This is a genomic window from Variovorax sp. JS1663 (genome assembly GCF_002157355.1).
Classification (GTDB): domain Bacteria; phylum Pseudomonadota; class Gammaproteobacteria; order Burkholderiales; family Burkholderiaceae_C; genus Variovorax.
The window spans coordinates 120677-141876 of sequence record NZ_LYMK01000003.1 but is presented as its reverse complement, the minus strand read 5'-3'; the positions used below and the strand labels follow the sequence as shown (position 1 = coordinate 141876).

Annotated in this window: 19 protein-coding genes and 1 pseudogene; 14 read left to right on the top strand and 6 right to left on the bottom strand. The window is 68.6% G+C overall.

The features are described from left to right. Positions 1-140: 140 nt before the first annotated feature. A pseudogene (oxlT, locus tag A8M77_RS04385) lies at positions 141-1208 on the top strand (oxalate/formate MFS antiporter). A gap of 17 nt (positions 1209-1225) precedes the next feature. Here the strand turns inward: oxlT and A8M77_RS04380 are convergent. Beyond that, complete coding sequence (locus A8M77_RS04380; RefSeq protein WP_143694545.1) at positions 1226-3478, bottom strand: hypothetical protein; 2253 nt, start codon at positions 3476-3478, stop codon at positions 1226-1228. Between the two features lie 175 nt (positions 3479-3653). On the opposite strand from A8M77_RS04380, the gene A8M77_RS04375 reads away from it, so the two are divergent. Continuing rightward, positions 3654-4127, top strand: coding sequence for a formate dehydrogenase subunit gamma (locus A8M77_RS04375; RefSeq protein ID WP_238136710.1), 474 nt, complete (start codon positions 3654-3656; stop codon positions 4125-4127). A gap of 11 nt (positions 4128-4138) precedes the next feature. On the opposite strand, the gene A8M77_RS04370 is transcribed toward A8M77_RS04375, so the two are convergent. Continuing rightward, complete coding sequence (locus A8M77_RS04370) at positions 4139-5350, bottom strand: IS110 family transposase (protein ID WP_192871545.1); 1212 nt, start codon at positions 5348-5350, stop codon at positions 4139-4141. A 359-nt stretch (positions 5351-5709) separates the two neighbouring features. Here A8M77_RS04370 and dmpG point away from each other — a divergent pair, with 359 nt between their 5' ends. Beyond that, the gene (gene dmpG / locus A8M77_RS04365; RefSeq protein WP_086920325.1) at positions 5710-6765 is read left to right on the top strand and encodes a 4-hydroxy-2-oxovalerate aldolase; all 1056 of its coding nucleotides are present in this window, start codon (positions 5710-5712) and stop codon (positions 6763-6765) included. 67 nt (positions 6766-6832) lie between these two features. Beyond that, the gene (locus tag A8M77_RS04360) at positions 6833-7009 is read left to right on the top strand and encodes a hypothetical protein (RefSeq protein ID WP_238136709.1); all 177 of its coding nucleotides are present in this window, start codon (positions 6833-6835) and stop codon (positions 7007-7009) included. A gap of 96 nt (positions 7010-7105) precedes the next feature. Here A8M77_RS04360 and A8M77_RS04355 read toward each other — a convergent pair whose 3' ends face one another. After that, positions 7106-8104 (bottom strand): hypothetical protein, encoded by a 999-nt coding sequence (locus A8M77_RS04355; RefSeq protein WP_086920323.1) that lies wholly within the window; start codon positions 8102-8104, stop codon positions 7106-7108. A gap of 241 nt (positions 8105-8345) precedes the next feature. Here A8M77_RS04355 and A8M77_RS04350 point away from each other — a divergent pair, with 241 nt between their 5' ends. Further along, positions 8346-8672, top strand: a complete 327-nt coding sequence (locus A8M77_RS04350) for a hypothetical protein (RefSeq protein ID WP_086920322.1) — start codon at positions 8346-8348, stop codon at positions 8670-8672. A gap of 21 nt (positions 8673-8693) precedes the next feature. On the opposite strand, the gene A8M77_RS04345 is transcribed toward A8M77_RS04350, so the two are convergent. Together A8M77_RS04345 and trkA are read right to left on the bottom strand one after the other, a co-directional pair. Beyond that, entirely contained in the window at positions 8694-10160 is a 1467-nt protein-coding gene (locus A8M77_RS04345) for a TrkH family potassium uptake protein (protein ID WP_086920321.1), read from the bottom strand. Between the two features lie 16 nt (positions 10161-10176). Further along, positions 10177-11643, bottom strand: a complete 1467-nt coding sequence (gene trkA / locus A8M77_RS04340) for a Trk system potassium transporter TrkA (protein WP_086920320.1) — start codon at positions 11641-11643, stop codon at positions 10177-10179. 136 nt (positions 11644-11779) lie between these two features. On the opposite strand from trkA, the gene A8M77_RS04335 reads away from it, so the two are divergent. Continuing rightward, positions 11780-12166: an MbcA/ParS/Xre antitoxin family protein gene (locus tag A8M77_RS04335; RefSeq protein ID WP_238136708.1), complete on the top strand. Its 387-nt coding sequence runs from the start codon at positions 11780-11782 to the stop codon at positions 12164-12166. Next, complete coding sequence (locus A8M77_RS04330) at positions 12166-12861, top strand: RES family NAD+ phosphorylase (protein WP_086920318.1); 696 nt, start codon at positions 12166-12168, stop codon at positions 12859-12861. Before A8M77_RS04335 ends, A8M77_RS04330 begins: the two co-directional genes overlap by 1 nt. Before the next feature lie 8 nt (positions 12862-12869). Here the strand turns inward: A8M77_RS04330 and A8M77_RS04325 are convergent, their stop codons facing one another. Then, the gene (locus tag A8M77_RS04325; protein WP_086920317.1) at positions 12870-13745 is read right to left on the bottom strand and encodes a class I SAM-dependent methyltransferase; all 876 of its coding nucleotides are present in this window, start codon (positions 13743-13745) and stop codon (positions 12870-12872) included. Positions 13746-13856: 111 nt separating this feature from the next. On the opposite strand from A8M77_RS04325, the gene A8M77_RS04320 reads away from it, so the two are divergent. From A8M77_RS04320 to arsC, 7 genes are all read left to right on the top strand, one after another. Continuing rightward, entirely contained in the window at positions 13857-14558 is a 702-nt protein-coding gene (locus A8M77_RS04320) for a winged helix-turn-helix transcriptional regulator (RefSeq protein ID WP_202820602.1), read from the top strand. Positions 14559-14692: 134 nt separating this feature from the next. After that, a complete protein-coding gene (locus tag A8M77_RS04315) occupies positions 14693-16525 on the top strand; it encodes an FAD-dependent oxidoreductase (protein WP_086920316.1) in 1833 nt (610 codons plus the stop codon). Further along, complete coding sequence (locus tag A8M77_RS04310; protein WP_086920315.1) at positions 16522-18339, top strand: 2-oxoacid:acceptor oxidoreductase subunit alpha; 1818 nt, start codon at positions 16522-16524, stop codon at positions 18337-18339. Before A8M77_RS04315 ends, A8M77_RS04310 begins: the two co-directional genes overlap by 4 nt. Next, positions 18336-19391, top strand: coding sequence for a 2-oxoacid:ferredoxin oxidoreductase subunit beta (locus tag A8M77_RS04305; RefSeq protein ID WP_086920314.1), 1056 nt, complete (start codon positions 18336-18338; stop codon positions 19389-19391). The genes A8M77_RS04310 and A8M77_RS04305 overlap by 4 nt, the downstream gene beginning before the upstream one ends. 46 nt (positions 19392-19437) lie before the next feature. Further along, complete coding sequence (locus A8M77_RS04300) at positions 19438-19875, top strand: CBS domain-containing protein (protein WP_086920313.1); 438 nt, start codon at positions 19438-19440, stop codon at positions 19873-19875. 177 nt (positions 19876-20052) lie between these two features. Next, a complete protein-coding gene (locus tag A8M77_RS04295) occupies positions 20053-20562 on the top strand; it encodes a hypothetical protein (protein ID WP_086920312.1) in 510 nt (169 codons plus the stop codon). Positions 20563-20631: 69 nt separating this feature from the next. Continuing rightward, complete coding sequence (arsC, locus tag A8M77_RS04290; RefSeq protein ID WP_086920311.1) at positions 20632-21060, top strand: arsenate reductase (glutaredoxin); 429 nt, start codon at positions 20632-20634, stop codon at positions 21058-21060. The last annotated feature ends 140 nt before the right edge of the window (positions 21061-21200 follow it).

Below are 21200 nucleotides of genomic sequence, written 5' to 3'. Positions count from 1 at the left end.
AGGGCGTGCCGCGATTCGTGGGAACTTGACGTCGGCCAAGAGCATTTGCGTCGTGGCGTTCGACAGTCGTTCCTGATTGCTCTCTCAGATCGGCCCGGCGTTCCACTGTCGTCGGGCCTCACTGCAACACAGGAGACTTCATGACCCGGCCTACGATCACGATCGCCGACAAGCATGGCTGGAGCCGCGCCGCGATCCAGGTCGCGTTCACCATCTTCGTGCTCACCGAGACCTGGCTGGTGCCGATCGAAGGCTACCTGGTCGACCGCTTCGGCCCGCGCCCGGTGGTGCTGGTGGGCGGCGTGCTGTGCGGCATCGGCTGGGTGCTCAACTCGGTCGCCTCGTCGCTGCCGGTGCTCTACATCGCCGCGGCGGTCGGCGGCATCGGCGCCGGCGCGGTGTACGGCACCTGCGTGGGCAATGCGCTCAAGTGGTTTCCCGATCGGCGCGGCCTCGCGGCGGGCATGACCGCCGCGGGCTTCGGCGCCGGCTCGGCCCTGACGATCATCCCGATCTCCGCGATGATCCATTCGCACGGCTACGAGATGGCCTTCCTCTACTTCGGCATCGGCCAGGGCCTGATCGTCTTCCTGCTGGGCTGGGTGCCGACCCGGCCGCCCGCGCATGCGAAGGCCTCGGACACCCGCAACGTGCAGCAGTCGCGCCGCGACTATGCGCCATCCGAGGTGCTGCGCTCGCCGGTCTTCTGAGTGATGTACGCGATGTTCGTGATGGTGGCCGCCGGCGGCCTGATGGCCACCGCCCAGCTCGCGCCGATCGCCAAGGACTTCAAGATCATCGACGTGCCGGTCGACATCATGGGCCTGGTGCTGCCTGCGCTGACCTTCGCGCTGGAGTCGGTCGGCATCCTGGCGCTCTACCACTACGGCCACAACCCGATCCTCTTCGTCGTGCTGACCGGTCTCGTGTTCTTCGCCTGGGGCGAGATCTACAGCCTCTTCCCCTCCACCTGCGCCGACACCTTCGGCGGCAAGTACGCTGCCTCCAATGCCGGCATGCTCTACACCGCCAAGGGCACGGCCTCGCTGCTGGTGCCGCTGTCCAGCGTGCTGGCCGCGGCCACCGGGAGCTGGCAGGCGGTCGTCATCGCCGCCAGCGTGGTGAACGCGGTCGCGGCGCTGATGGCCTGGTTCGTCCTGCGGCCGATGCGGCGCAGGCACATCGAGCGCAGCCGCGAATTGCTCTGAAGCGGAGCGTCAACGCGTCAGCTTGGGATCGCAAGGGCGTTCTGCCAGTCGTCGATCTTGCGGCCGATCCGCGGCAACGCGTCTTCGAAGGTCTGTGAAGCCACCTTCATGCTGGCGCATTCGTTGCAAAGCGCCGCGATCGAATCCCACAGGTCCCTGCGCATGCAGTCCTGGGCCGACAGGCCTTTCTGCTGGGCTGCATTGAGGGCGGAGACCAGCGCGCCTCGGAAGACGTCGCCGGCCGATGCGGTGTATTGGCGCGGCTCTTTGACGGGTACGCCCGGATAGTGCTGGCACCACGGAGTCTCGCCGGGCTCCTGGCCCACTGCAATCACGAGGCAGCCGTGGGCGTGGAGCGTGACCACCACGAGGCGCAAGGGGTGCTTCCGAAGAAATCCTTGTGCGCCATGCGACACCGCCTCCATGAATCCTCTCAGGCGCACCTTGTCCCTCACCAGTTTCTGGATGACCTCGTCTTCTGTCCTGGCGGTTGCCTTGTTCTTGTACGCATTCAGCAATTCGGAACTGTCATGGTGATGGATCAGCTTCCTGTACGACGGTTTGTACTTGTCGTCCTTGTCGAGCTTTCCTCTTGTCGCAAGATAGTCGCGCGCAAAGCGGAACGATGCGGTCACCACATTGATGCATGGCTTTCCCTTCGTGGAAAGTGAACCCTCGAACCCGTATGCCGCGTCCTCGTCGAACTTTTTCGCGGATGTCCCGCTGTAGCGGTCGCCTTCGGAGCCCGTCTCGTAAACGGTCCAGACACCTTCCGGAAGTGGCTTGCTGTTTTCTGATTGAGGTTGCAGGATCCGAGTCACCGCATCCTTGAAGAACTTGTCGAAGTACATCACCCGCCGGCCATCGTTTCTGACCATGGCGCGGGCGCGCGAGATGAGGTCCGACGGCAGCTCCATCCTCTCGCCGATCTCGATCCGCCGGTCGATGAAGACCCTGTGCGATTGCGCGTGGTGCGGTTCGAGGATGAAGCTTTCCCATGTCTTGAATCCGTCGTGCTCAGTGTCGGCCGGCACCTGATGCAGGAATTCCGTCATGATCCGGCCTGCCGGCCGGCCGTGATTTGCAGGACCGAGGGAGGCGATGACGTGCCGGCCGTCGGGATCCTGGGCGATCTTCGAGACGAGGAAGACGTCCTCGCCGGCCGCCTGCACGACCTTTGAAACGAGATAGCCCGGCCCCCCCGGTTCCACGCGCACTTTCGCCTTGACGCTGACACGCCGGCCTCCCGATGGAATTTCCTGGTCAAGCTGCAGGTGGCGGTTGATGCCCGCCAGGCCGAGGATGACGGTGGCCTTGGCCCTGCGCGTGTCTATCTGGCGCAGTTCTTCCGTGCATTCCTGGCGCAGCCCCGGGTACTTGGGATGGGCGTGTCGTCCGGCCTGTTCCGCGAGTTGCAGCAAGGCGTCGAGCAAATGAATCTCTCGCTCCCTGGTGTTCACCTCATTGGGAAGCTTGTAGTCGACGGTTGCGACGCCTTGCCGCGCGAGCCTTGCAACAAGATCGCCTCGCTGAGTGTCGTGGCTGCTCATCAGGGTGAACATCTTCCCGTAGCGCTCTCGTCGTTGTTGCAATACGGCCTGGGCGATGTCGAAGTCGTCCACAGAGTGGCCATAGCCAAGAAACAAGATGGCGTTCCGGCTGCCCTGAAAGGCCTTGGATACGGCATCGAATGCAGCCCAATACTTGCTGGTGGAGAAGATCCAAGTGTCGGGTTGAGCAGGTATCCCATGGCAGTAGTGGATGTCCCTGCGTGACAGGGGCGTCTCACCGCCGACTCGCTCCAGCAGATCGTCCACGTTGGAGGTCATGATGGCTTCCGTGTCGGACGCCGGCCGCAGCACCGTTGCCAGGATCGTGTGGATCAGATTCGTCTTCGCGCGCGCGTTCCACGTGGTGAGCTTCCGAGTGATGGAGTCCCACGCCAAGCCCTCGTTGTGCGAGTGCAGCGCGTTGGCGATGTCGAGATAGTTCGCGGTTCCCTTCTCGATGCTCAGCCTTTCCAGCGCCTTGACCGCCTCGGGCACTTCAAACAGCTCACCCCACGCCGGCGCCCCGCTCAGCCGGGAAATGCCGTTGCCGACAAAGAAGGTCAGCGTCTTCGCGGACGCTGCATTGACGATTTCTTCGGGCCAGTTCACTCGCATCGACATCTCCTCGATGTTGTCAACGAAAGCTAACACGCATTGAAGCTTCCGGCAGGGTTTCCGCCCGAAGTTGACCGGCGTCAAGAGCCGGCCGGCCTGATTCATCGACAGTGCCCCTGTCATGAATCCTCAAACCACCCTGGTACCGAAGTCGGCCGACGCGGCAGGGGCACATGTCCATTGCCGGAATGAATCGCCTGATTCCCCGAATAAATTGGACCGGCTTCCCGGCATTGCCGACACTGGCCGCGCACCCCTCCGGTGCCCCACGATGAATGCCATGGAATCCAACTGTTCTGCCGCCACGGTGCGCGCCGTGCTGGCGCGGCGCATGGACCAGCCCGGCGCGCTGCTGCCGATCCTGCACGAGCTGCAGGACACGCTCGGCCACATCCCCGCCGATGCCGTGCCGGAGATCGCCGGCGCGCTGAACCTCTCGCGCGCGGAGGTCCATGGCGTCATCACCTACTACCACCACTTCCGCGCCGAGCCCGCGGGGCGCCGCGTGATCCAGATCTGCCGCGCCGAAGCGTGCCAGTCCATGGGCGCCGATGCGCTGCTGGCGCATGCGCAGCTGCGGCTCGGGTGCGGCGTGCACGGCACGACGGCGGACGGTGCGTTCACGCTCGAGCCCGTGTTCTGCCTGGGCCTGTGCGCCTCATCGCCCGCGATGACGATCGGCGACGAGGTGCACGCGCGCGTGACGCCGCAGGTCTTCGATGCGCTGATCGCGCAGGGGGAGGCCACGTTATGAGACATCCTGTGTCAACCCCCGACGCTTGCGAGATGAAGCATGGCGGCGGTGTGGCGGAGCGGATCGTAGGTGGTGCGATCCTGCCAGGCGCGCCAGATGACGCGCAGCCATGCTCGCGCAAGGATGCGAATCGCATGCGGATGGTCGCAGCCGCGAGCCTTGGCGGTTTGGTAGACATGTGCGGCCCAGGCACTGGCGTGGCGAGAGTTGTCGGCCAGACAGGTGATGGCAGCTCTGAGCCTGTGATTGCAGGCCCAGCGGAACGCCACTGCTTTGGTCTTGCCCGATTCGTAGGTCACTGGCGTGACGCCGGCTTCGGCGGCGAGTCGCTCGACGCTGTCGAAGCGCTCGCGCACGCTGCCGAGTTCGGCGAGGATTTGTGCAGCACACACGCGACCGGCGCGCGGGAAGCTCATGATGAGCTGGCCGTCGGCGCTGTCCCGGACGGCATGCTCGATGCGGCTGGTCAGCAGGCGAATCTGTTCGACCAGGCGTTCCAGCACACGCGCAATGCTGGCGACGAGCTCGCCCTTGGCATCCATCTCCAGGGGCTGGAGGGCGACGGCAGCGGCCTGGTGCAGGCGCGCCAACAGTTCCTCGGGGCTGCGCCGACCGCAGTAGGCGTGCTGCGCGCAGAACGCGGCGAGGCGCTTGGGCCCCAGTCGAGCGGCCGACTCGGGCGTGGGGTAGCGCTGAACGAACGCGAGTGCGATCGGCGAATCGATCTCAGCGAAGATTTCGGCGGCGCCGGGCCAGAACGACTCCAGCAAAGCACGCAGCTGGTTGGCCAGCTGCACGCGCGTGGCGACCAGATCGTCGCGACCGCGCACCAGCGCACGCAACGCGCGGATCTCGTCGCCTTGCGCCATCAGGGGCTTGAAGCGGTGGCCGTCGGTACGCAGCAAGTCGGCCAACAGGTACGCATCGCAGGCATCGCTCTTGCCGCCGTGGCTGCGGTAGCGCGGCCGCGTGGCCTTGACGGCGTTGGGATGGATGGGAACGACCTGCAGCCCGGCTTCCACCAAAGCGTCGACCACCAGCCCGGAAGGACGCTCGATCGCCACAGCACTGATGTGAGCGGCCTTCAGCCGACGGCACAGCTCGGCCAGGCCGGCCGCATCGTGGGTGACCTCGAAGTCGGATCGCACGCTGCCGCGCGCATCGATGACGCAAACGGCGTGGCTTCGGCTGGCCCAATCCAGCCCGGCATAGCACTTGATCATGGACAAACTCCTGCAAGTTGCGGTATGACTTGCCGTGTCGGAAGCCCACGCGGGTCGCTCACTGATAGGCGCTCCTGGCGATCAACCTTGGCGCTACATCCTGTAGCCCGTTTGGGTCTTCCGGCACCTTGGAGGCCGCGGGTCTCATACGAGCCTTCGACAGGCCAGCGACACGGGCAGTCACTCCAAGGGCACGGAAGTCGACGCGAACCTTCCGACTCCTTCGCTGCATTCGTCAAGTCACGCGCCGAACACGGGTTGCCCACCGCGGCGTGCGTTCGTCGCAAGCGACGCCCGCCGCCGTGGACAACCCTGCGCCGCAGCTCCACTACGACTGCAATGAAAGAGAGGGTAGTCCAGTGAGCAACAACGACAGGGGTGTTGGAAGGAAGCTGTACATCAGCGACGTGACGCTGCGCGACGGCAGCCATGCGATCCGTCATCAGTACAGCATCGCGCACGTCAAGGCGATCTCGGCCGCGCTGGACGCCGCGGGGGTCGACAGCATCGAGGTCGCCCATGGGGATGGGCTGGAGGGTTCGAGCTTCAACTACGGCTTCGGCGCCCACACCGACGTTGAATGGATCGCTGCGGTGGCCGAGACCGTCAAGACGGCGAAGGTCGCGACGCTTTTGCTGCCCGGCATCGGGACGACGCACGATCTTCGCAACGCGTACGACGCGGGCGCCAGGGTCGTGCGCGTCGCGACGCACTGCACGGAAGCCGACGTGTCCCGCCAGCACCTGGAATATGCACGCCATCTCGGCATGGACCCCGTCGGCTTCCTGATGATGAGCCACATGACCACGCCGAAGAAGCTGGCCGACCAGGCACGCCTCATGGAAAGCTACGGCGCGAGCTGTGTCTATGTCGTCGATTCAGGTGGCGCATTGGGCATGGGCGACGTGCGCGACCGGTTCCGCGCATTCAAGGATGCGCTGAAGCCCGAGACGCAGACCGGCATTCACGCGCACCACAACCTCAGCCTCGGCGTCGCCAATTCCATGGTGGCGGTGGAGGAAGGATGCGACCGGATCGACGCGAGCCTGACCGGCATGGGCGCCGGGGCAGGCAATGCGCCGCTCGAAGTGTTCATCGCTGCCGCGGAACGGCACGGATGGAACCATGGCACCGACCTGTACATGCTCATGGACGCAGCCGACGACCTGGTGCGCCCGCTCCAGGACCGTCCGGTGCGCGTCGACCGCGAAACGCTGGCGCTCGGATACGCCGGCGTGTACTCGAGCTTCCTGCGGCATGCGGAGGCGGCCGCCGAAAAGTACGGACTGAAGACGGTCGACATCCTCGTCGAACTCGGTGCCCGCAAGATGGTGGGGGGTCAGGAGGACATGATCGTCGACGTGGCCCTCGACCTGCTGAAGTCCGCGCCTGCAGCCAAGCCCCAACGCATCTGACGCCCTACCGCTGGTCGCAGCCAAGCGCAAGCTGCGCCTGCCCTCCGATCTGGAGATCAAGGCGACCGTGACCTTCGGGCGAGACCCCGCGGACGGCTTGTTCCTGATTACTGCCGACCTCGCGGTCTCGCTGCCCTCCCTGAACGAAGACGAGGCCGATGCGCTGATCGCGGAAGCGAAGAAGATCTGCCCCTACGCGAAGATGGCACGCGTCGGCTTCGCATCGAAAGCGACGCGCGTGTGAGTGGCCGCCCTGCTCCGGTCGGCACGCCAGGGGTGGCCGAAGCCCACGCTGGCGAGAGTCCTGCGATGGGCCTCGTCGTGCGGGGGCCGGTCGGCGTCAGCGATCATCGTCCTTGCCGCCCCTGCCGCGGTCGTTCAGGAACTCGAATGCCGCCTGCCAGGTCTGCGGAGAATTCAGGATGCCCAGGTGGCTGCTGCGCAGGAAGGGGTCGTACACCCCCTGCCCCGTGAGCACGATCTCCCGCGCGCCGCGCAGGCTCGCGCTCCTTGAGAAGTCGGTCGGCTTGCCGAATGAATCGACGGCGGGCACCGGCGCGACCGTGCCGTCCTGCACCGGGAAGTAGACAAAGCTCGCATCGCCGTTGCGGATCACCAGCACGCGCGTGGGTCCGTCGGTCTCGTCGCGGCCGTGGCGGCCGTTGAGCAGGCGCAGGAAGGGCGTGTTCGGCGAGCCCAGTTCCTGGCACACCTCGCTCGCGGGCGTGAAGCCGCCTGCGGCCGCGGCCTGCCAGTAGTTCGCGGGGTCGGGCGAGCAGTTGATGATCCCGTGGTTGGGCCCGTCGATCGCGACGAAGCGGCGCACCAGGTCCTGCGCCTCGTCCTGCCGGATCCATTCGCGCGCGAGGGTCACGCCCAGGCTGTGGCCGACGATGTCCACCCGCTTCGCGCCGGTGAACACCATCACCGCGCGGATGAAGCGGCGCAGGTCGGGCACGTTGGCGGCGTTGGTGTGGGCGATGCTCGAGCGGCGGGTCGGGTCCCCGGCCAGGTCGCACTGGTCGCCCTGGTAGCCGACGCCCCACAGCTCGCTGGGGTCATAACCGTTGTCGGCGAAATACTGCGCCACCGCCTGCACGCGCCCGTAAGGGTTGCAGGCTGTGGCGAAGGGCGTGTCGTTGTTGCCGTGGATGAAGATCACCGGCGTTCGCCGCACAGGCCCGGCGGCGCCGAAGCCGATGAGCGGCTGGGCCAGCGAGGTGTCTTCGATCGACGGGAAGCCCGCTGGCAGCGTATTGCCCACGACGCCCGCGGCCTGCACGGCGGCGGCGGTCACGAAGGCGGCGAGAGCGGCGGCATGGCGAATCCACGGTTTCATCGGCGGGCTCCTTCTTTGGGCGAGCGCGATGATGCCGAGCAACGGCGGTGCTGGCAAGAAGCAACGCCCGCCGTGGCGGGGTGGCCCTGGATGGCGCGTCGCCGGCCCGCTGTAGGCAACCGTCCCGGGCCGCTTGTGATCTCGGCCGACAGCGGCGCCGCGGCGCCGGCGCTAAATTCCTGCGGCAAGTACGGTCCCCATCGTCGGGGGTGACGCAGCGCCAACACCAAGGAGTCTCGACATGTCTCTCAAGCTGCTCAGGCAGATCGCAGCATCGCGCCTGCCCGTCCTGTTCTATCGCCCCGAGGACATCGACAAGGTGAGGACGCTGTGCTCCGCGGGGCTGGTGATCGCCATGGTTCCGGACGCGAGGGGGCCGCTGGACTTTTCCGCCAAGGCAGCCGCCGCGCAGGTTCTGGCCGTCACGCACAAGGGTCTGGAGGAGCTCGCCGCGTTCAGCTACCCGACGGCCGCCAGGCCAGCGTCGAAGCCCTGGCTGAGCACCCGGATCGCCGACTTCGTGAGCGGTCGCAACGCGCAGCAGCAGAACCATCGACAGGCGCCCTGACGAGGGCGCAGGCAGTGAAGCTCACTTGCGCCAGAACGACGGCGTCAGGAGCGCGATGAAGCTCAGCATCTCCAGCCGGCCGAGCACCATGGCGAAGGTGCAGACCCACAACTGAAACGACGTCAGCCCGCTGAAATTGCCGGAAGGGCCGATGCTGCCCAGTCCCGGCCCGGTGCAGTTCACGCTGGCCAGCACGGCGCTGAATGCGGTCACCGGATCGAGGTCGGTCAGCACCAGCAGCATGCTCAGCGAGATGGTCGTCACGCCGTAGACCAGCATGAAGGCCAGCACCGAGAAGATCACACGGTGGTCGACGACCACGCTTCCGAGCGTCACCGGCTGGACCGCGCGGGGATGCACGAGGCGCGTCATCTCCCGCCGTGCCTGTTTCACGAGGATGAGCACCCGCACCATCTTGATGCCGCAGCCGGCCGAGCCCGCGCTGGTTGCCACGCCCGAGAGCAGCAGCATGAAGAGCGGCGCGAACACCGGCCAGTGCAGGTAGTCGACGGTGGCGTACCCGGTGGTGCTGCCGACCGAGATGGTGTGGAAGAGGCCGTGGCGCAGCGCTTCCGCCGGCCCGTAGACGTCCTTGGCCCAGAGCACCGCCGCCACCAGCACGCCGCCCCCGATCAGCGCGGCCAGCGTGGCGCGCATCTCCGGGTCGCGCCAGAAGCCGCGCCAGTGGCCCTTGCGCAGCGCGACGAAGTAGAGGGCGAAGTTGCAGCTGGCCGCGAGCATGAAGAGCACGGCCACGCCTTCGAGCAGCGGCGAGGCGAAGTGCGCGAAGCTCGCGTCGTGCGACGACAGGCCGCCCAGGCTCACGGTGCTGAACATGTGCATCAGTGCGTCGATGGCCGTCATGCCGCCGGCCCAGTAAGCCAGGAAGCAGGCGGCCGAGAAGGTCGCGTAGATGCCCCACAGGCCCTTGGCCGTTTCCTTGACCCGCGGGGTGAGCTTGCTGTCCTTGATCGGGCCGGCCACCTCGGCCTTGAAGAGCTGGCTGCCGCCCACGCCCAGCAGCGGCAGGATGGCGACGGCCAGCACCAGGATGCCCATGCCGCCCAGCCACTGCAGGAAGGTGCGCCACACGTTGATCGACACCGGCAGCTCGTCGAGCTTGGCGAGCACCGTCGCGCCCGTGGTGGTGAGGCCCGACACGGCCTCGAAGTACGCATGCGTGAAGTTGAGCGGCCGGCCGATGTCGTCGAGCGCCCACATCAGCGGCAGCGTGGCGAACAGCGGCAGCAGCACCCAGGTGCAGGACACCAGGAAGATGCCGTGGCGCGGCTGCAGCTCGTGCCTGTAGCGGCGCAGGCCGGCCCACAATGCGGCGCCGCAGGCGAAGGAGATCGCCGCGGAAAAGGCCCACACGTGGCCCAGGCCGTCGGCATGCGTCCATGAAATGACCCCGGGCACGAACATGCCGAGCGAGAAGAAGGTCAGCAGCGCGCCGAGCACACGCAGGACCGGGTAGAAGTCGCTCATGGATCGGGCGGCGGCATCAGAAGAAGGTGGCGCTCACACGGAACAGCTTCTCCACCTCGCGCAGCTGGCGCTTGCGGGGCACGAAGACGACGACGTGGTCGTTGCTCTCGATCACGGTGTCGCCGCGCGCGATGATCACCTTCGCCGACGGGGCCGGCGCCTCGCCGGCGGGAGCGCCCTCCTCGCCGAGCGTCGGCAGGCCGCGCATGATCAAGCCGACCTGCGCGCCCTTGGGAAGCTGCAGCTCCGAGATCCTGCGCCCGACCACGCGCGAGGTCTTGCGGTCGCCGCGCGCCACGATCTCCAGCGCCTCGGCCACGCCACGCCGCAGGCTGTGCACCGCCTGCACGTCGCCCTGCCGCACATGGGCCAGCAGCTCGCCGAGCATGGTCTGCGCCGGCGACAGCGCGATGTCGATCTGCGTGCCATGCATCAGGTCGGCATAGCTGCGCCGGTTGATCAGCGCCAGCACGCGCCGCGCGCCCAGGCGCTTGGCCAGCAGGCTGGCCATGATGTTGTCCTCGTCGTCGCTGGTGAGCGCGAGGAACAGGTCGATGTTCTCGATGCCCTCGTCTTCCAGCAGGTCCTCGTCGGTGCCGTCGCCGTTCAGCACCAGCACGCTGTTCGGCAGTTCGGAGGCGAGCTGCACGCAACGGGCATGATCGCGCTCCAGCACCTTGATCTGGTAGTTGCGCCCGGTCTCGATGAGCTGCCGGGCGAGCCGCAGCCCGACGCGGCCGCCGCCGGCGATCATGATGCGCTCGACCTCGCGGCGGCCGGCCTGGTCGTCGAAATGCAGCGCCGACAGCACGGCCTGCAGGTGCTCGCGTGCCGACAGCACGAACACCTCGTCGCCGGGCTCGATGAGCGTGGGGCCGTCGCAGACGATGAAGCGGTCGGGCTCGTTCTCGAGGCGGCGGTAGATCGCGACGATGCGCATGTCGGCACCGGGCACGCATTCGCGCAGCTCGGCGATGCTGTGGCGCGCCATCGGCGCCCCGGCCACCGCGCGCACCGCCACCAGGCAGGCCAGCCCCCCCGCGAACTCGCGCACCTGCAGGGCCTCGGGGTACTCGACCAGCTTGCCGATGTAGCGTGTGAGCGATTCCTCGGGGCAGATCACGCGGTCGACGGCAAAGCCTTCCTTGCCGAGCAACGGGCTGTCGTCCTTGAAGGCGTTGGAGCGCAGGCGCGCGATGCGCGTCGGGATGCCGAAGACCTGGTGGGCCACCTTGCAGCAGACCAGGTTGGTCTCGTCCTGCGCGGCGCAGGCGATCAGCATGTCGGCATCGCGCGCGCCGGCTTCGGCGAGCACATCGGGCTCGATGCCGCTGCCCACCACGCCGCGCAGCTCGATGCGCTCCTCCAGATAACGCAGGCGCGCCGCGTCGGTGTCGATGACGGTGATGTCGTTGCGCTCCGACACCAGCGTGCCGGCCACGCTCTCGCCGATCCGGCCTGCACCAAGGATGATGATCTTCAAGTGAATGCTTCCCGGCACGCTTTATACGCCCGGCGGCCTGCCGGCAGGAGCCGGGCCGGCGGATGGGCGGCGTTTCTTGCCATTGCAAGAAATAAGTCGCAAAATGCCTTCAGCAACCAATTCGTGGAGAAAAGCCGTGGCTCGATCCCGCACCGCCGCGCAGCAGCACCAGACATCGGCAGCCGCCGTGCTCACGAAGGCGACGCTGCGTGCGGCCGGCTTCCTGGGATTGAACAACGCGGCGCTCGCGCGCATCGTCGGGCTGAGCGAGTCGCAGGTGTCGCGCATCGCCAGGGGCGAGAAGGCGCTGGAGGCCGGCACCAAGGCGGCCGAGCTTGCCATGCTCCTGGTGCGCGTCTATCGCTCGCTCGACGCCCTGGTGGGCAACGACGACGGCCATCGCAAGGCATGGATGACGAGCTTCAACCGGGCCTTCAACGAAGCACCCCGGGATGCCATCCAGAAGGTGGACGGCCTGGTCCGCGTGGTGAGCTACCTGGACGGCGCGCGGGCGCTCGTCTGATGCGCTGGCCCCAGGACTGGCTGGCGCGGGCGCAGCCCGGGCAGCGCGAACTCTGGCGCGGCATCGAGGCCCAGCACCGCGTGGCGACCATGCGGCTGGTGGACGACCTCGAGGAGCAGGCGCTGCTGGAGCAACTGCTCGAGGACAGCAAGCCGAAGCTGCCGCCCGCCGCGGCAGGCGCGCACTACCTGCTGTTCACGCCCTTCCGCTACGCGTCCGCCTGGCCCTCGCGCTTTCGCCGGCCCCACGAGCCGGGCGCCTGGTACGGCGCCGACGAGCCCGCCACGGTGGCCGCCGAGATCGCCTGGTGGCGCTGGCGCTTCTTCATGGACTCGGACGGCCTGCGCGACGGCCAGGTCCTGACGGAGCTGACCTTCTTCCAGGCCCGGTTCTCCGGCCTGGAGCTCGACATCACGCAGCCGCCCTGGTCGGCGCGGCGGGCCGCCTGGCGCGACCCCGACGACTACGCCCATTGCCATGCGCTGGCCACGAAGGTGCGCGGACTGGCGCCGCCGGTGCAGGCCATCCGCTACGAGTCGGCGCGCCGCGAGGGCGGGCTGTGCGAGGTGGTGTTCGACGTCCAGGCCCTCGCGATGCCCAAGCCCGGGCTTCAGCAGACCTGGAGCTGCAAGACGACACGCGAGCGGGTGCTCCTGTCGCATGACGGCGAGCGCTTCCAGTTCGACATGGCCTGATGGGGTCGCTAGACGGTGCCGGCCCCCACCAGCATCTCGCACGGCCCGACGAAACCTTCCGGGCCCTCGAACGCGCGCAAGGCCTCCTCGATCGCCTCCCAGGTCCGCGCCCGCTCGTCCTCGTCCAGGCCGACCATCATCTGGTGCAACGCCCCGAAGGACTCCCGCTCGAAGCGCACGCATTCTGCCGCGCTGGCCAGCCGCACCGGCGAGGGCACGCGGCGCACCTCGATCTCGCGCAGCCCGGCCCGAGAGAACGCGGCCTCGAGCACGCCCTCGCCGCCGAGCGAGAAGGGTCCGGGCTGGCCCGGCAGCGGCGCCGGCAGGCGGGCGCGCTCGCGGATGATCTTCACCGGGATCGAGAAGAAGGCATTGCGCTCGGGCGTCGAATACACGACAGCCGACACCCGGCCGCCCGGCCGCAGCACGTGCCGCATGCCCGCGAGGGCACGCTGCTGGTCGGGGAAGTAGATCAGGCCGACGCGGCTGATCACGGCGTCGAAGCCGGCGGCGGGCAGCGCGTCCAGCGCCTCGCCGTCGAGCTCGCGGGTCTCGAGGTTCGACAGGCCCGCGGCCCTTGCATCGGCGGCCGCGCGTTCGAGCAGGGCCGGCGCGATGTCGGTGGCCATCACGCGGCCGCCCGGGCCCGCGCGCCGCGCGGCACCGATCGACTGCTCGCCGGCTCCGGCGGCGACGTCGAGCACGCGCGAGCCCGGCCCGATGCGTGCGAGGTCGAACATCGTTTCGGTCGCCTCGCCGAGCCAGCGGCCGAGGAAGGGTCCCCAGCGGTGCCAGGCTTCGGCAGCGGCCTGCCACTGCGCGCGCGTGGTGGTCTTGAAGGCAGCGGCGTCGAAGGCCGGTGCCGTGGTGGCGACGGTGCTCATGCGGATCTCCTTGAAAGGTGACGGGTGAGACAAGCATGGCGGCAGGCGCACGCGTCGGCCAGTCCAGAATTTGAACTGGCCTTGCGGGGCGCATGGGACTAGATTCGCACCATGATCGACTACGGCCAGTTCTGCACCGTGGCCCGCGGCGCCGAGGTGCTGTGCGAACGCTGGACGCCGCTGGTGGTGCGCGAGCTGCTGTGCGGCAGCACGCGCTTCAACGACATCCGGCGCGGGGTGCCGCGCATGTCCGGCTCGCTGCTCGCGCAGCGCCTGCGCAAGCTCGAGGAGGTGGGCGTGGTCAAGCGCGTGCAGGGGGCCGGCAGCGCGGCCGAGTACCACCTGACCGGCGCGGGCGAGGAGCTGCGGCCGATCGTGATGGCGCTCGGCCACTGGGGCGCGCGCTGGATCGGCAGCCGGCTCAAGCGCGGCCAGCTCGACGCCGGCTTCCTGATGTGGGACATCCGGCGCTTCGTGCACCTGGACCGCTGCCCGCGCGGGCGCTGCATCGTGGTCCATTTCCGCTTCACCGACGCGGCCGAGGGCGAGCGCCGCTGGTGGCTGGTGATCGACCAGGGCGCGGCCGACCTGTGCCGGGACGATCCCGGCGAGGACCCGACGCTGATCGTCGAGTCGACCGTGCTGGCGCTGACCGAGATCTGGACCGGCGACCGCGATGCCGAGGCCACGGTGCGCGAGCGGCGGGTGCGCGTCATCGGCGCCTCCAGCGACGCGCGCTCGCTGTGGCGCTGGCTGGGACGCAGCGCCTTCGCCGATACGCGCGAGGCGGCGCGTGTGCCGCGTGTGGCCTGAACGGCACAGTCATCACATGACATGACAGGCCGAGGGGTTTCACTGGTGCCCCGGGCCGGCAAGCGGGGCGCATACTGGGGCCAAGACCCGGACACCCATCCCCACACGATCCGGGCGGCAGCAAGGAGACAACTTTGCAGCGAACCGATATCGCGAACCCGGCCTACTTCCACAAGGTCGTCGATTGCCAGTACGCCTGCCCGGCGCACACCCCCGTCCCCGAGTACATACGACTGATCGCGCAGCGCCGCTATGGCGATGCCTACATGGTCAACTGGGTGTCGAACGTGTTCCCGGGCATCCTCGGCCGCACGTGCGACCGGCCCTGCGAGCCGGCCTGCCGGCGAGGGCGGGTGGAGGAAAGCAACGCACAGGCACCGGAGCCGGTGGCGATCTGCCGGCTCAAGCGCGTGGCCGCCGACATGAAGGAGGACGTGCGCGCGCGCATGCCCAAGCTCGAGCCGCGAAACGGCAAGCGCATCGCCTGCGTGGGCGCGGGGCCGGCCTCGCTGACGGTGGCGCGCGACCTGGCGCCGCTGGGCTACGAGGTGACGGTGTTCGACGAGGGCGGCAAGGCCGGCGGCTTCATGCGCACGCAGATCCCGCACTTCCGCCTGCCCGAATCGGTGATCGACGAGGAGACGGGCTACATCCTGGACATGGGCGTGGAATTCCGCGCGGGCGAGCGCATCGCCTCGATGAAGGCGCTGATGGCGCAGGGCTGGGACGCGATCTTCGTCGGCTGCGGCGCCCCGCGCGGGCGCGACCTGGAGCTGCCCGGGCGGCAGGAGGCGGCGGCCTCGATCCACATCGGCATCGACTGGCTGGCCTCGGTCTCCTTCGGCCACATCACCACCATCGGCCGGCGCGTGATCGTGCTGGGCGGCGGCAACACGGCGATGGACTGCTGCCGCTCGGCACGCCGCCTGGGCGGCACCGACGTGAAGGTGATCGTGCGCAGCGGCTTCGAGGAGATGAAGGCCTCGCCCTGGGAGAAGGAGGACGCGCAGCACGAGGGCATCCCGATCATCAACTACCACGTGCCCAAGGCCTTCGTGCACGAGGACGGCAAGCTGGTGGGCATGCGCTTCGAGATCGTGCGCGCCGAGTACGACGCGCAGGGCCGGCGCTCGCTGGTGCCTACCGGCGAGCCCGAAGCCTTCTTCGAATGCGACGCGGTGCTGGTGGCGGTGGGCCAGGAGAACGCCTTCCCCTGGATCGAGCGCGACTGCGGCATCGGCTTCGACAAGTGGGGCCTGCCAGTGCTGGATGCGCAGAGCTTCCAGTCCACGGTGCCGAACGTGTTCTTCGGCGGCGACGCGGCCCTGGGGCCGAAGAACATCATCACCGCGGTGGCGCACGGGCACGAGGCGGCGGTGTCGATCGACCGGCTGCTGAACGGCGAATCCGTGGCGGTCCGCCCGCCGCCCATGACCAATCTGGTGTCGCAGAAGATGGGCATCCACGAATGGAGCTACGACAACGACACCTCGAACGACCTGCGCTACAAGGTGCCCTGGGCCAAGGCCGAGAAGGCGCTGGCCAGCATCCGGGTCGAAGTGGAACTGGGCTTCGACGCGGCCACCGCCTTCAAGGAAGCCCAGCGCTGCCTCAACTGCGACGTGCAGACGGTGTTCAGCGAGCCGGCCTGCATCGAGTGCGATGCCTGCGTGGACATCTGCCCGATGGACTGCATCAGCTTCACCGCCAACGCCGACGAGGCGCAGCTGCGCGCCAGCCTGAAGGCGCCGGCACTCAACACCGGGCAGGACCTGTACGTGTCCGGCCGCCTGAAGACGGGCCGCGTGATGGTGAAGGACGAGGACGTCTGCCTGCACTGCGGCCTGTGCGCCGAGCGCTGCCCCACCGGGGCCTGGGACATGCAGAAGTTCCTGCTGAAGACTGCGCCGGCGGGCCCGCAGTCGCGGGATGCGCGCATCGCGCCGAGGGAGGGGGTGCCGGCATGAAGCAAATTGAGGCCGTCAACGACTTCGTCATCAAGTTCGCCAACGTCAACGGCTCCGGCTCGGCTTCGGCCAACGAGCTGTTCGCCAAGGCGATCCTGCGCATGGGCGTGCCGGTGAGCCCGCGCAACATCTTCCCGAGCAACATCCAGGGCCTGCCCACCTGGTACGAGGTGCGCGTGACCGAGCAGGGCCACATGGGCCGGCGCGGCGGCACCGACATGATGGTGGCGATGAACCCGCAGACCTGGGACGCCGACGTGGCCGAACTGGCGCCGGGCGGCTACCTGTTCTACGACAACACGCGGCCGCTGCCGCCCTCGAGGTTCCGCGACGACATCCGCGTCATCGGCATGCCGCTGACCGAGATCTGCAACGCGGTCTACCAGGACGCGCGCCAGCGCCAGCTGTTCAAGAACATCGTGTACGTGGGCGCGCTGGCGGTGATGCTGGGCATCGAGCCGCAGGTGATCGAGAAGCTGTTCGGCGAGCAGTACCGGGGCAAGGAGAAGCTGCTGGCCTCCAACGTGCAGGCGCTCAACCTGGGTTGCGACTTCGCGCGCGAGCACCTGGGCGAGCCGGTGGGCCTGCAGGTGCGGCGCGCCGACCGGGTGGGCAACCGCATCTTCGTCGACGGCAACAGCGCCGCGGCGCTGGGCTGCGTGTACGGGGGCGCGACGGTGGCGGCGTGGTATCCGATCACGCCCTCCTCTTCCGTGGCAGAGGCCTTCCAGCGCTACTGCGCGAAGTTCCGCGTCGACCCGGCCACGGGCGAACACCGCTTCGCCATCGTGCAGGCCGAGGACGAGCTCGCCTCCATCGGCATGGTGGTGGGGGCCGGATGGAACGGGGCGCGGGCCTTCACCGCGACCTCGGGGCCGGGCATCTCGCTGATGGCCGAGTTCATCGGCCTGGCCTACTTCGCCGAGATTCCCGTGACCCTCATCAACGTGCAGCGCGGCGGCCCCTCCACCGGCATGCCCACGCGCACGCAGCAGGCCGACATCCTGGCCTGCGCCTATGCCTCGCACGGCGACACCAAGCACGTGCTGCTGTTCCCGGAAGACCCGCACGAATGCTTCGAGCAGGCCGCCGCCGCGCTGGACCTGGCCGACCGGCTGCAGACGCCCGTGTTCCTGATGACCGACCTGGACATCGGCATGAACCAGCGCCTTTGCGCGCCCTTCGAGTGGGACGACAGCCAGGCCTATGACCGCGGCAAGGTGATGCGCTTCGAGGAGCTGGAGGCGGGCCGCGACTTCGGCCGCTACAAGGATGTAGACGGCGACGGCATCCCCTGGCGCACGCTGCCCGGCACGCACCCGACCAAGGGCAGCTTCTTCACCCGCGGCACGACGCGCGACGCCTACGCGCGCTATTCGGAGCGCGGGCCCGACTACATCTACAACATGGAGCGGCTGCTGAAGAAGTTCGCGACCGCCGCCACGCTGGTGCCGCAGCCGGTGCTGCGCCCCGCCGCGCAGAAGACGGACCTGGGCGTGCTCTATTTCGGCTCCACCACGCCGGCCATGCACGAGGCGCTGGAGGAACTGGAGGCGCGCGGCATCCACCTCGACGCGATGCGGCTGCGGGCCTTTCCCTTTCCGGAGAGCGTGGTGCAGTTTCTCGCCGAACACCGCACGGTGTTCGTGGTCGAGCAGAACCGCGACGCCCAGATGCGCAGCCTGCTGATCAACGAACTGGAGGCCGACCCCGCCCGGCTGGTGCGCGTGCTGCATTTCGATGGCACGCCGATCACCGCGCGCTTCGTCGCCGGGGCGATCGCGGCGCACGTGGGCGCGAAGGAGACCGCATGACCTACATCGCCAAGCCCCGCCTGCACCACCCGACCCTGGCCACCAACAAGGTGGGTTACACCCGGCGCGACTACGAGGGCAAGATCTCCACGCTGTGCGCCGGCTGCGGGCACGACTCGATCTCCGCCGCCATCATCCAGGCCTGCTGGGAGCTGGACATCGAGCCGCATCGCGTCGCCAAGCTCTCGGGCATCGGCTGCAGCTCGAAGACGCCGGACTACTTCCTCGGCGCCTCGCACGGCTTCAACACGGTGCACGGCCGCATGCCCAGCGTGCTGACCGGCGCCAACCTGGCCAACCGCGACCTGCTGTACCTGGGCGTGTCGGGCGACGGGGACTCGGCCTCCATCGGCCTGGGCCAGTTCGCGCACGCCATGCGGCGCGGCGTGCGCATGGCCTACATCGTGGAGAACAACGGGGTCTACGGCCTGACCAAGGGCCAGTTCTCGGCCACCGCGGACGAGGGCTCGAAGAGCAAGAAGGGCGTGGTCAACACCGACAGCCCGGTGGACCTGGTGGCGATGGCGCTGCAGCTGGGCGCCACCTACGTGGGGCGCGGCTTCTCCGGCAACAAGGCGCAGCTGGTGCCGCTGATCAAGGGCGCGATCAGTCACGGCGGGGCCGCGCTGATCGACGTGATCAGCCCCTGCGTCGCCTTCAACAACCACCCCGGCAGCACCAAGAGCTACGACTACGTGCGCGAGCACAACGAGGCGGTGAGCCGCATCGACTTCATCACGGGGCGTGAAGAGATCGCGGTGGAGATGGCGCCGGGCGAGGTGATGGACGTGCGCCAGCACGACGGCACGCTGCTGCGCCTGCGCAGCCTGCATGCCGGTTACAACCCCGGCGACCGCAACGCCGCCATGGCCTACATGCAGCGGCACCAGGACATGGGCGAGGTGGTGACCGGCCTGCTCTACGTGGACCCGCTGGCCACCGACCTGCACACGGCGCTGAACACCAGCGCGCAGCCGCTCAACACGCTGGGGCCCGCCGAGCTGTGCCCGGGCACCGGGGCGCTGGAAAAGCTCAACAACAGCTTGCGCTGAGCGCGGCACCGTCGCACCATTCTCGGATTCGCTTGGAGGGGCAGCCATGGCCGAACGCACGGTTTTCCAGTCCATCTCGCGCAAGCACGTGCTCTGCCTGGGCCCGCAGGCGACCGTGCGCGAGGCCGCCGGGGTGATGACGCGCGCCAACTGCGGCAGCGTGCTGATCATGGAGCCGCCGGACATCCTGCTCGGCATCCTGACCGAGCGCGACCTGATGACGCGGGTGCTGGCCCGCGGCCTCGATCCCGAGCGCACGCCGGTGAGCGACGTGATGACGCCCAACCCGATCTGCGTGGCGCCCGAAACGCTGGTGTCCGACGCGGTCGTGCTGATGCTGGAGCGGGGCTTCCGCCACCTGCCGCTGGTGAAGGGCACGAAGATCCTGGGCGTGTTCTCGGTGCGCGATGCCTTGCCGCGGGAACTGGGCACGGCGCTCAGCCAGACCGAATTCAACGAGCAAGTCAACGACGTGCTCGGCTGAGCGCACCGGCGGGGCTAACGCACGGCCCTGCCATCGCGCCGACAGCCGCTTCCCACAGCGATGCCCGGCGGCGGCGCACGCGGCCCCTGACGGCCCTCCCCCTATGGTCCCTCCCGGACTGGCCAAACGGCCGGCTCCTTGTCAGTGACCATTCACGAAAGAAAGGGACCGTCACACATGAAGAAACAACAGCAGCACCATCCGAAGCGCATCGCCCTCGGCGCCCTGCTTGCCGGCCTGCTGGCCGCGGGCGGCGTGGCCAGCGCGCAGACCGTGCAGACGCCGAATGTCGGCGTGGGCGTGGGCGTGCAGGCCGACGTCAATGCCGGCGGCGGGGCGGGCGGCGCAACGGCGCCGCAACAGGCGCAGCCGCAACGCCAGCAGCGCGGTGCGCACGCCGAGGGCGCCGCGCAGACGCGGGCCGGCGCGAACGCTGGTGCAGGCACGGGGAGCGCAGGCGCGCTGGGCGGCGCCGGCACCACGCTGAACGGCGGCGTGCAGGGCGCGACCCGTGCCGTCGGCGGGGCGACCCAGGCGGTGGGCGGCGCGACCAACGCCGTGGGCGGCGCGGTCAACGGCGCGACGGGTGCCGCCGGCTCGCTGGGCGGCGTGCTGCAGCCCATCGGGGGCGGTGCCGGTGCCGCCGGACAGGCCCAGGGCTCCGGCTCGGTCGGCGTGAGGAAGTAACCCCGCCGACGCAGGGCGCGGCGCCGTCTGCCAAGGGACGGCGCCGCGCCCTTGTTCCACAATCCACGGATGCCTGAAGAAGTCACCATCTATCACAACCCCGCCTGCGGCACTTCGCGCAACACGCTGGCGCTGATCCGGCATGCGGGCATCGAGCCCACCGTCATCGAGTACCTGAAGACGCCGCCCACCCGCGAGACGCTGCGCGCGATCGCGGCCGCCACCGGCCAGCCGCTGCGCGCGCTGCTGCGCGAGAAGGGCACGCCCTACACGGAGCTGGACCTGGGCAACCCCCAGTGGACCGACGAGCAACTGCTCGACTTCATCGGCCAGCACCCGATCCTGATGAACCGCCCCATCGTCGTGACGCCGCTGGGCACCAAGCTCTGCCGCCCATCGGAAGAGGTGCTGGAAATCCTGCCGGCAGGGCCGGTGCCGCCCTTCACCAAGTCGGACGGCGAAGTGGTCCGCGACGACGGAAAGCGCCGCGCGCGCTGAGCGCATGGATGCCAAGCGCGCGATGGCGCAGGACATGGTGCGGGTGATGCAGTCCCTGGGCTTCGCGCGATCGAGGCGGGCCACTTCTTTCCCGAGGAGGCGCCCGGGCAGACGGCCGTGTCCCTCCGGCGCTTCTTCCT

Coding starts and splice junctions, on each gene's coding strand:
- A8M77_RS04310 (WP_086920315.1), top strand. CDS start 16,522: ATGAAGCAAATTGAGGCCGTCAACGACTTCGTCATCAAGTTCGCCAAC.
- A8M77_RS04330 (WP_086920318.1), top strand. CDS start 12,166: ATGCGCTGGCCCCAGGACTGGCTGGCGCGGGCGCAGCCCGGGCAGCGC.
- A8M77_RS04320 (WP_202820602.1), top strand. CDS start 13,857: ATGATCGACTACGGCCAGTTCTGCACCGTGGCCCGCGGCGCCGAGGTG.
- A8M77_RS04380 (WP_143694545.1), bottom strand. CDS start 3,478: ATGAATCAGGCCGGCCGGCTCTTGACGCCGGTCAACTTCGGGCGGAAA.
- A8M77_RS04375 (WP_238136710.1), top strand. CDS start 3,654: ATGGAATCCAACTGTTCTGCCGCCACGGTGCGCGCCGTGCTGGCGCGG.
- A8M77_RS04325 (WP_086920317.1), bottom strand. CDS start 13,745: ATGAGCACCGTCGCCACCACGGCACCGGCCTTCGACGCCGCTGCCTTC.
- A8M77_RS04345 (WP_086920321.1), bottom strand. CDS start 10,160: ATGAGCGACTTCTACCCGGTCCTGCGTGTGCTCGGCGCGCTGCTGACC.
- A8M77_RS04355 (WP_086920323.1), bottom strand. CDS start 8,104: ATGAAACCGTGGATTCGCCATGCCGCCGCTCTCGCCGCCTTCGTGACC.
- arsC (WP_086920311.1), top strand. CDS start 20,632: ATGCCTGAAGAAGTCACCATCTATCACAACCCCGCCTGCGGCACTTCG.
- A8M77_RS04295 (WP_086920312.1), top strand. CDS start 20,053: ATGAAGAAACAACAGCAGCACCATCCGAAGCGCATCGCCCTCGGCGCC.
- A8M77_RS04300 (WP_086920313.1), top strand. CDS start 19,438: ATGGCCGAACGCACGGTTTTCCAGTCCATCTCGCGCAAGCACGTGCTC.
- A8M77_RS04370 (WP_192871545.1), bottom strand. CDS start 5,350: ATGATCAAGTGCTATGCCGGGCTGGATTGGGCCAGCCGAAGCCACGCC.
- A8M77_RS04350 (WP_086920322.1), top strand. CDS start 8,346: ATGTCTCTCAAGCTGCTCAGGCAGATCGCAGCATCGCGCCTGCCCGTC.
- A8M77_RS04305 (WP_086920314.1), top strand. CDS start 18,336: ATGACCTACATCGCCAAGCCCCGCCTGCACCACCCGACCCTGGCCACC.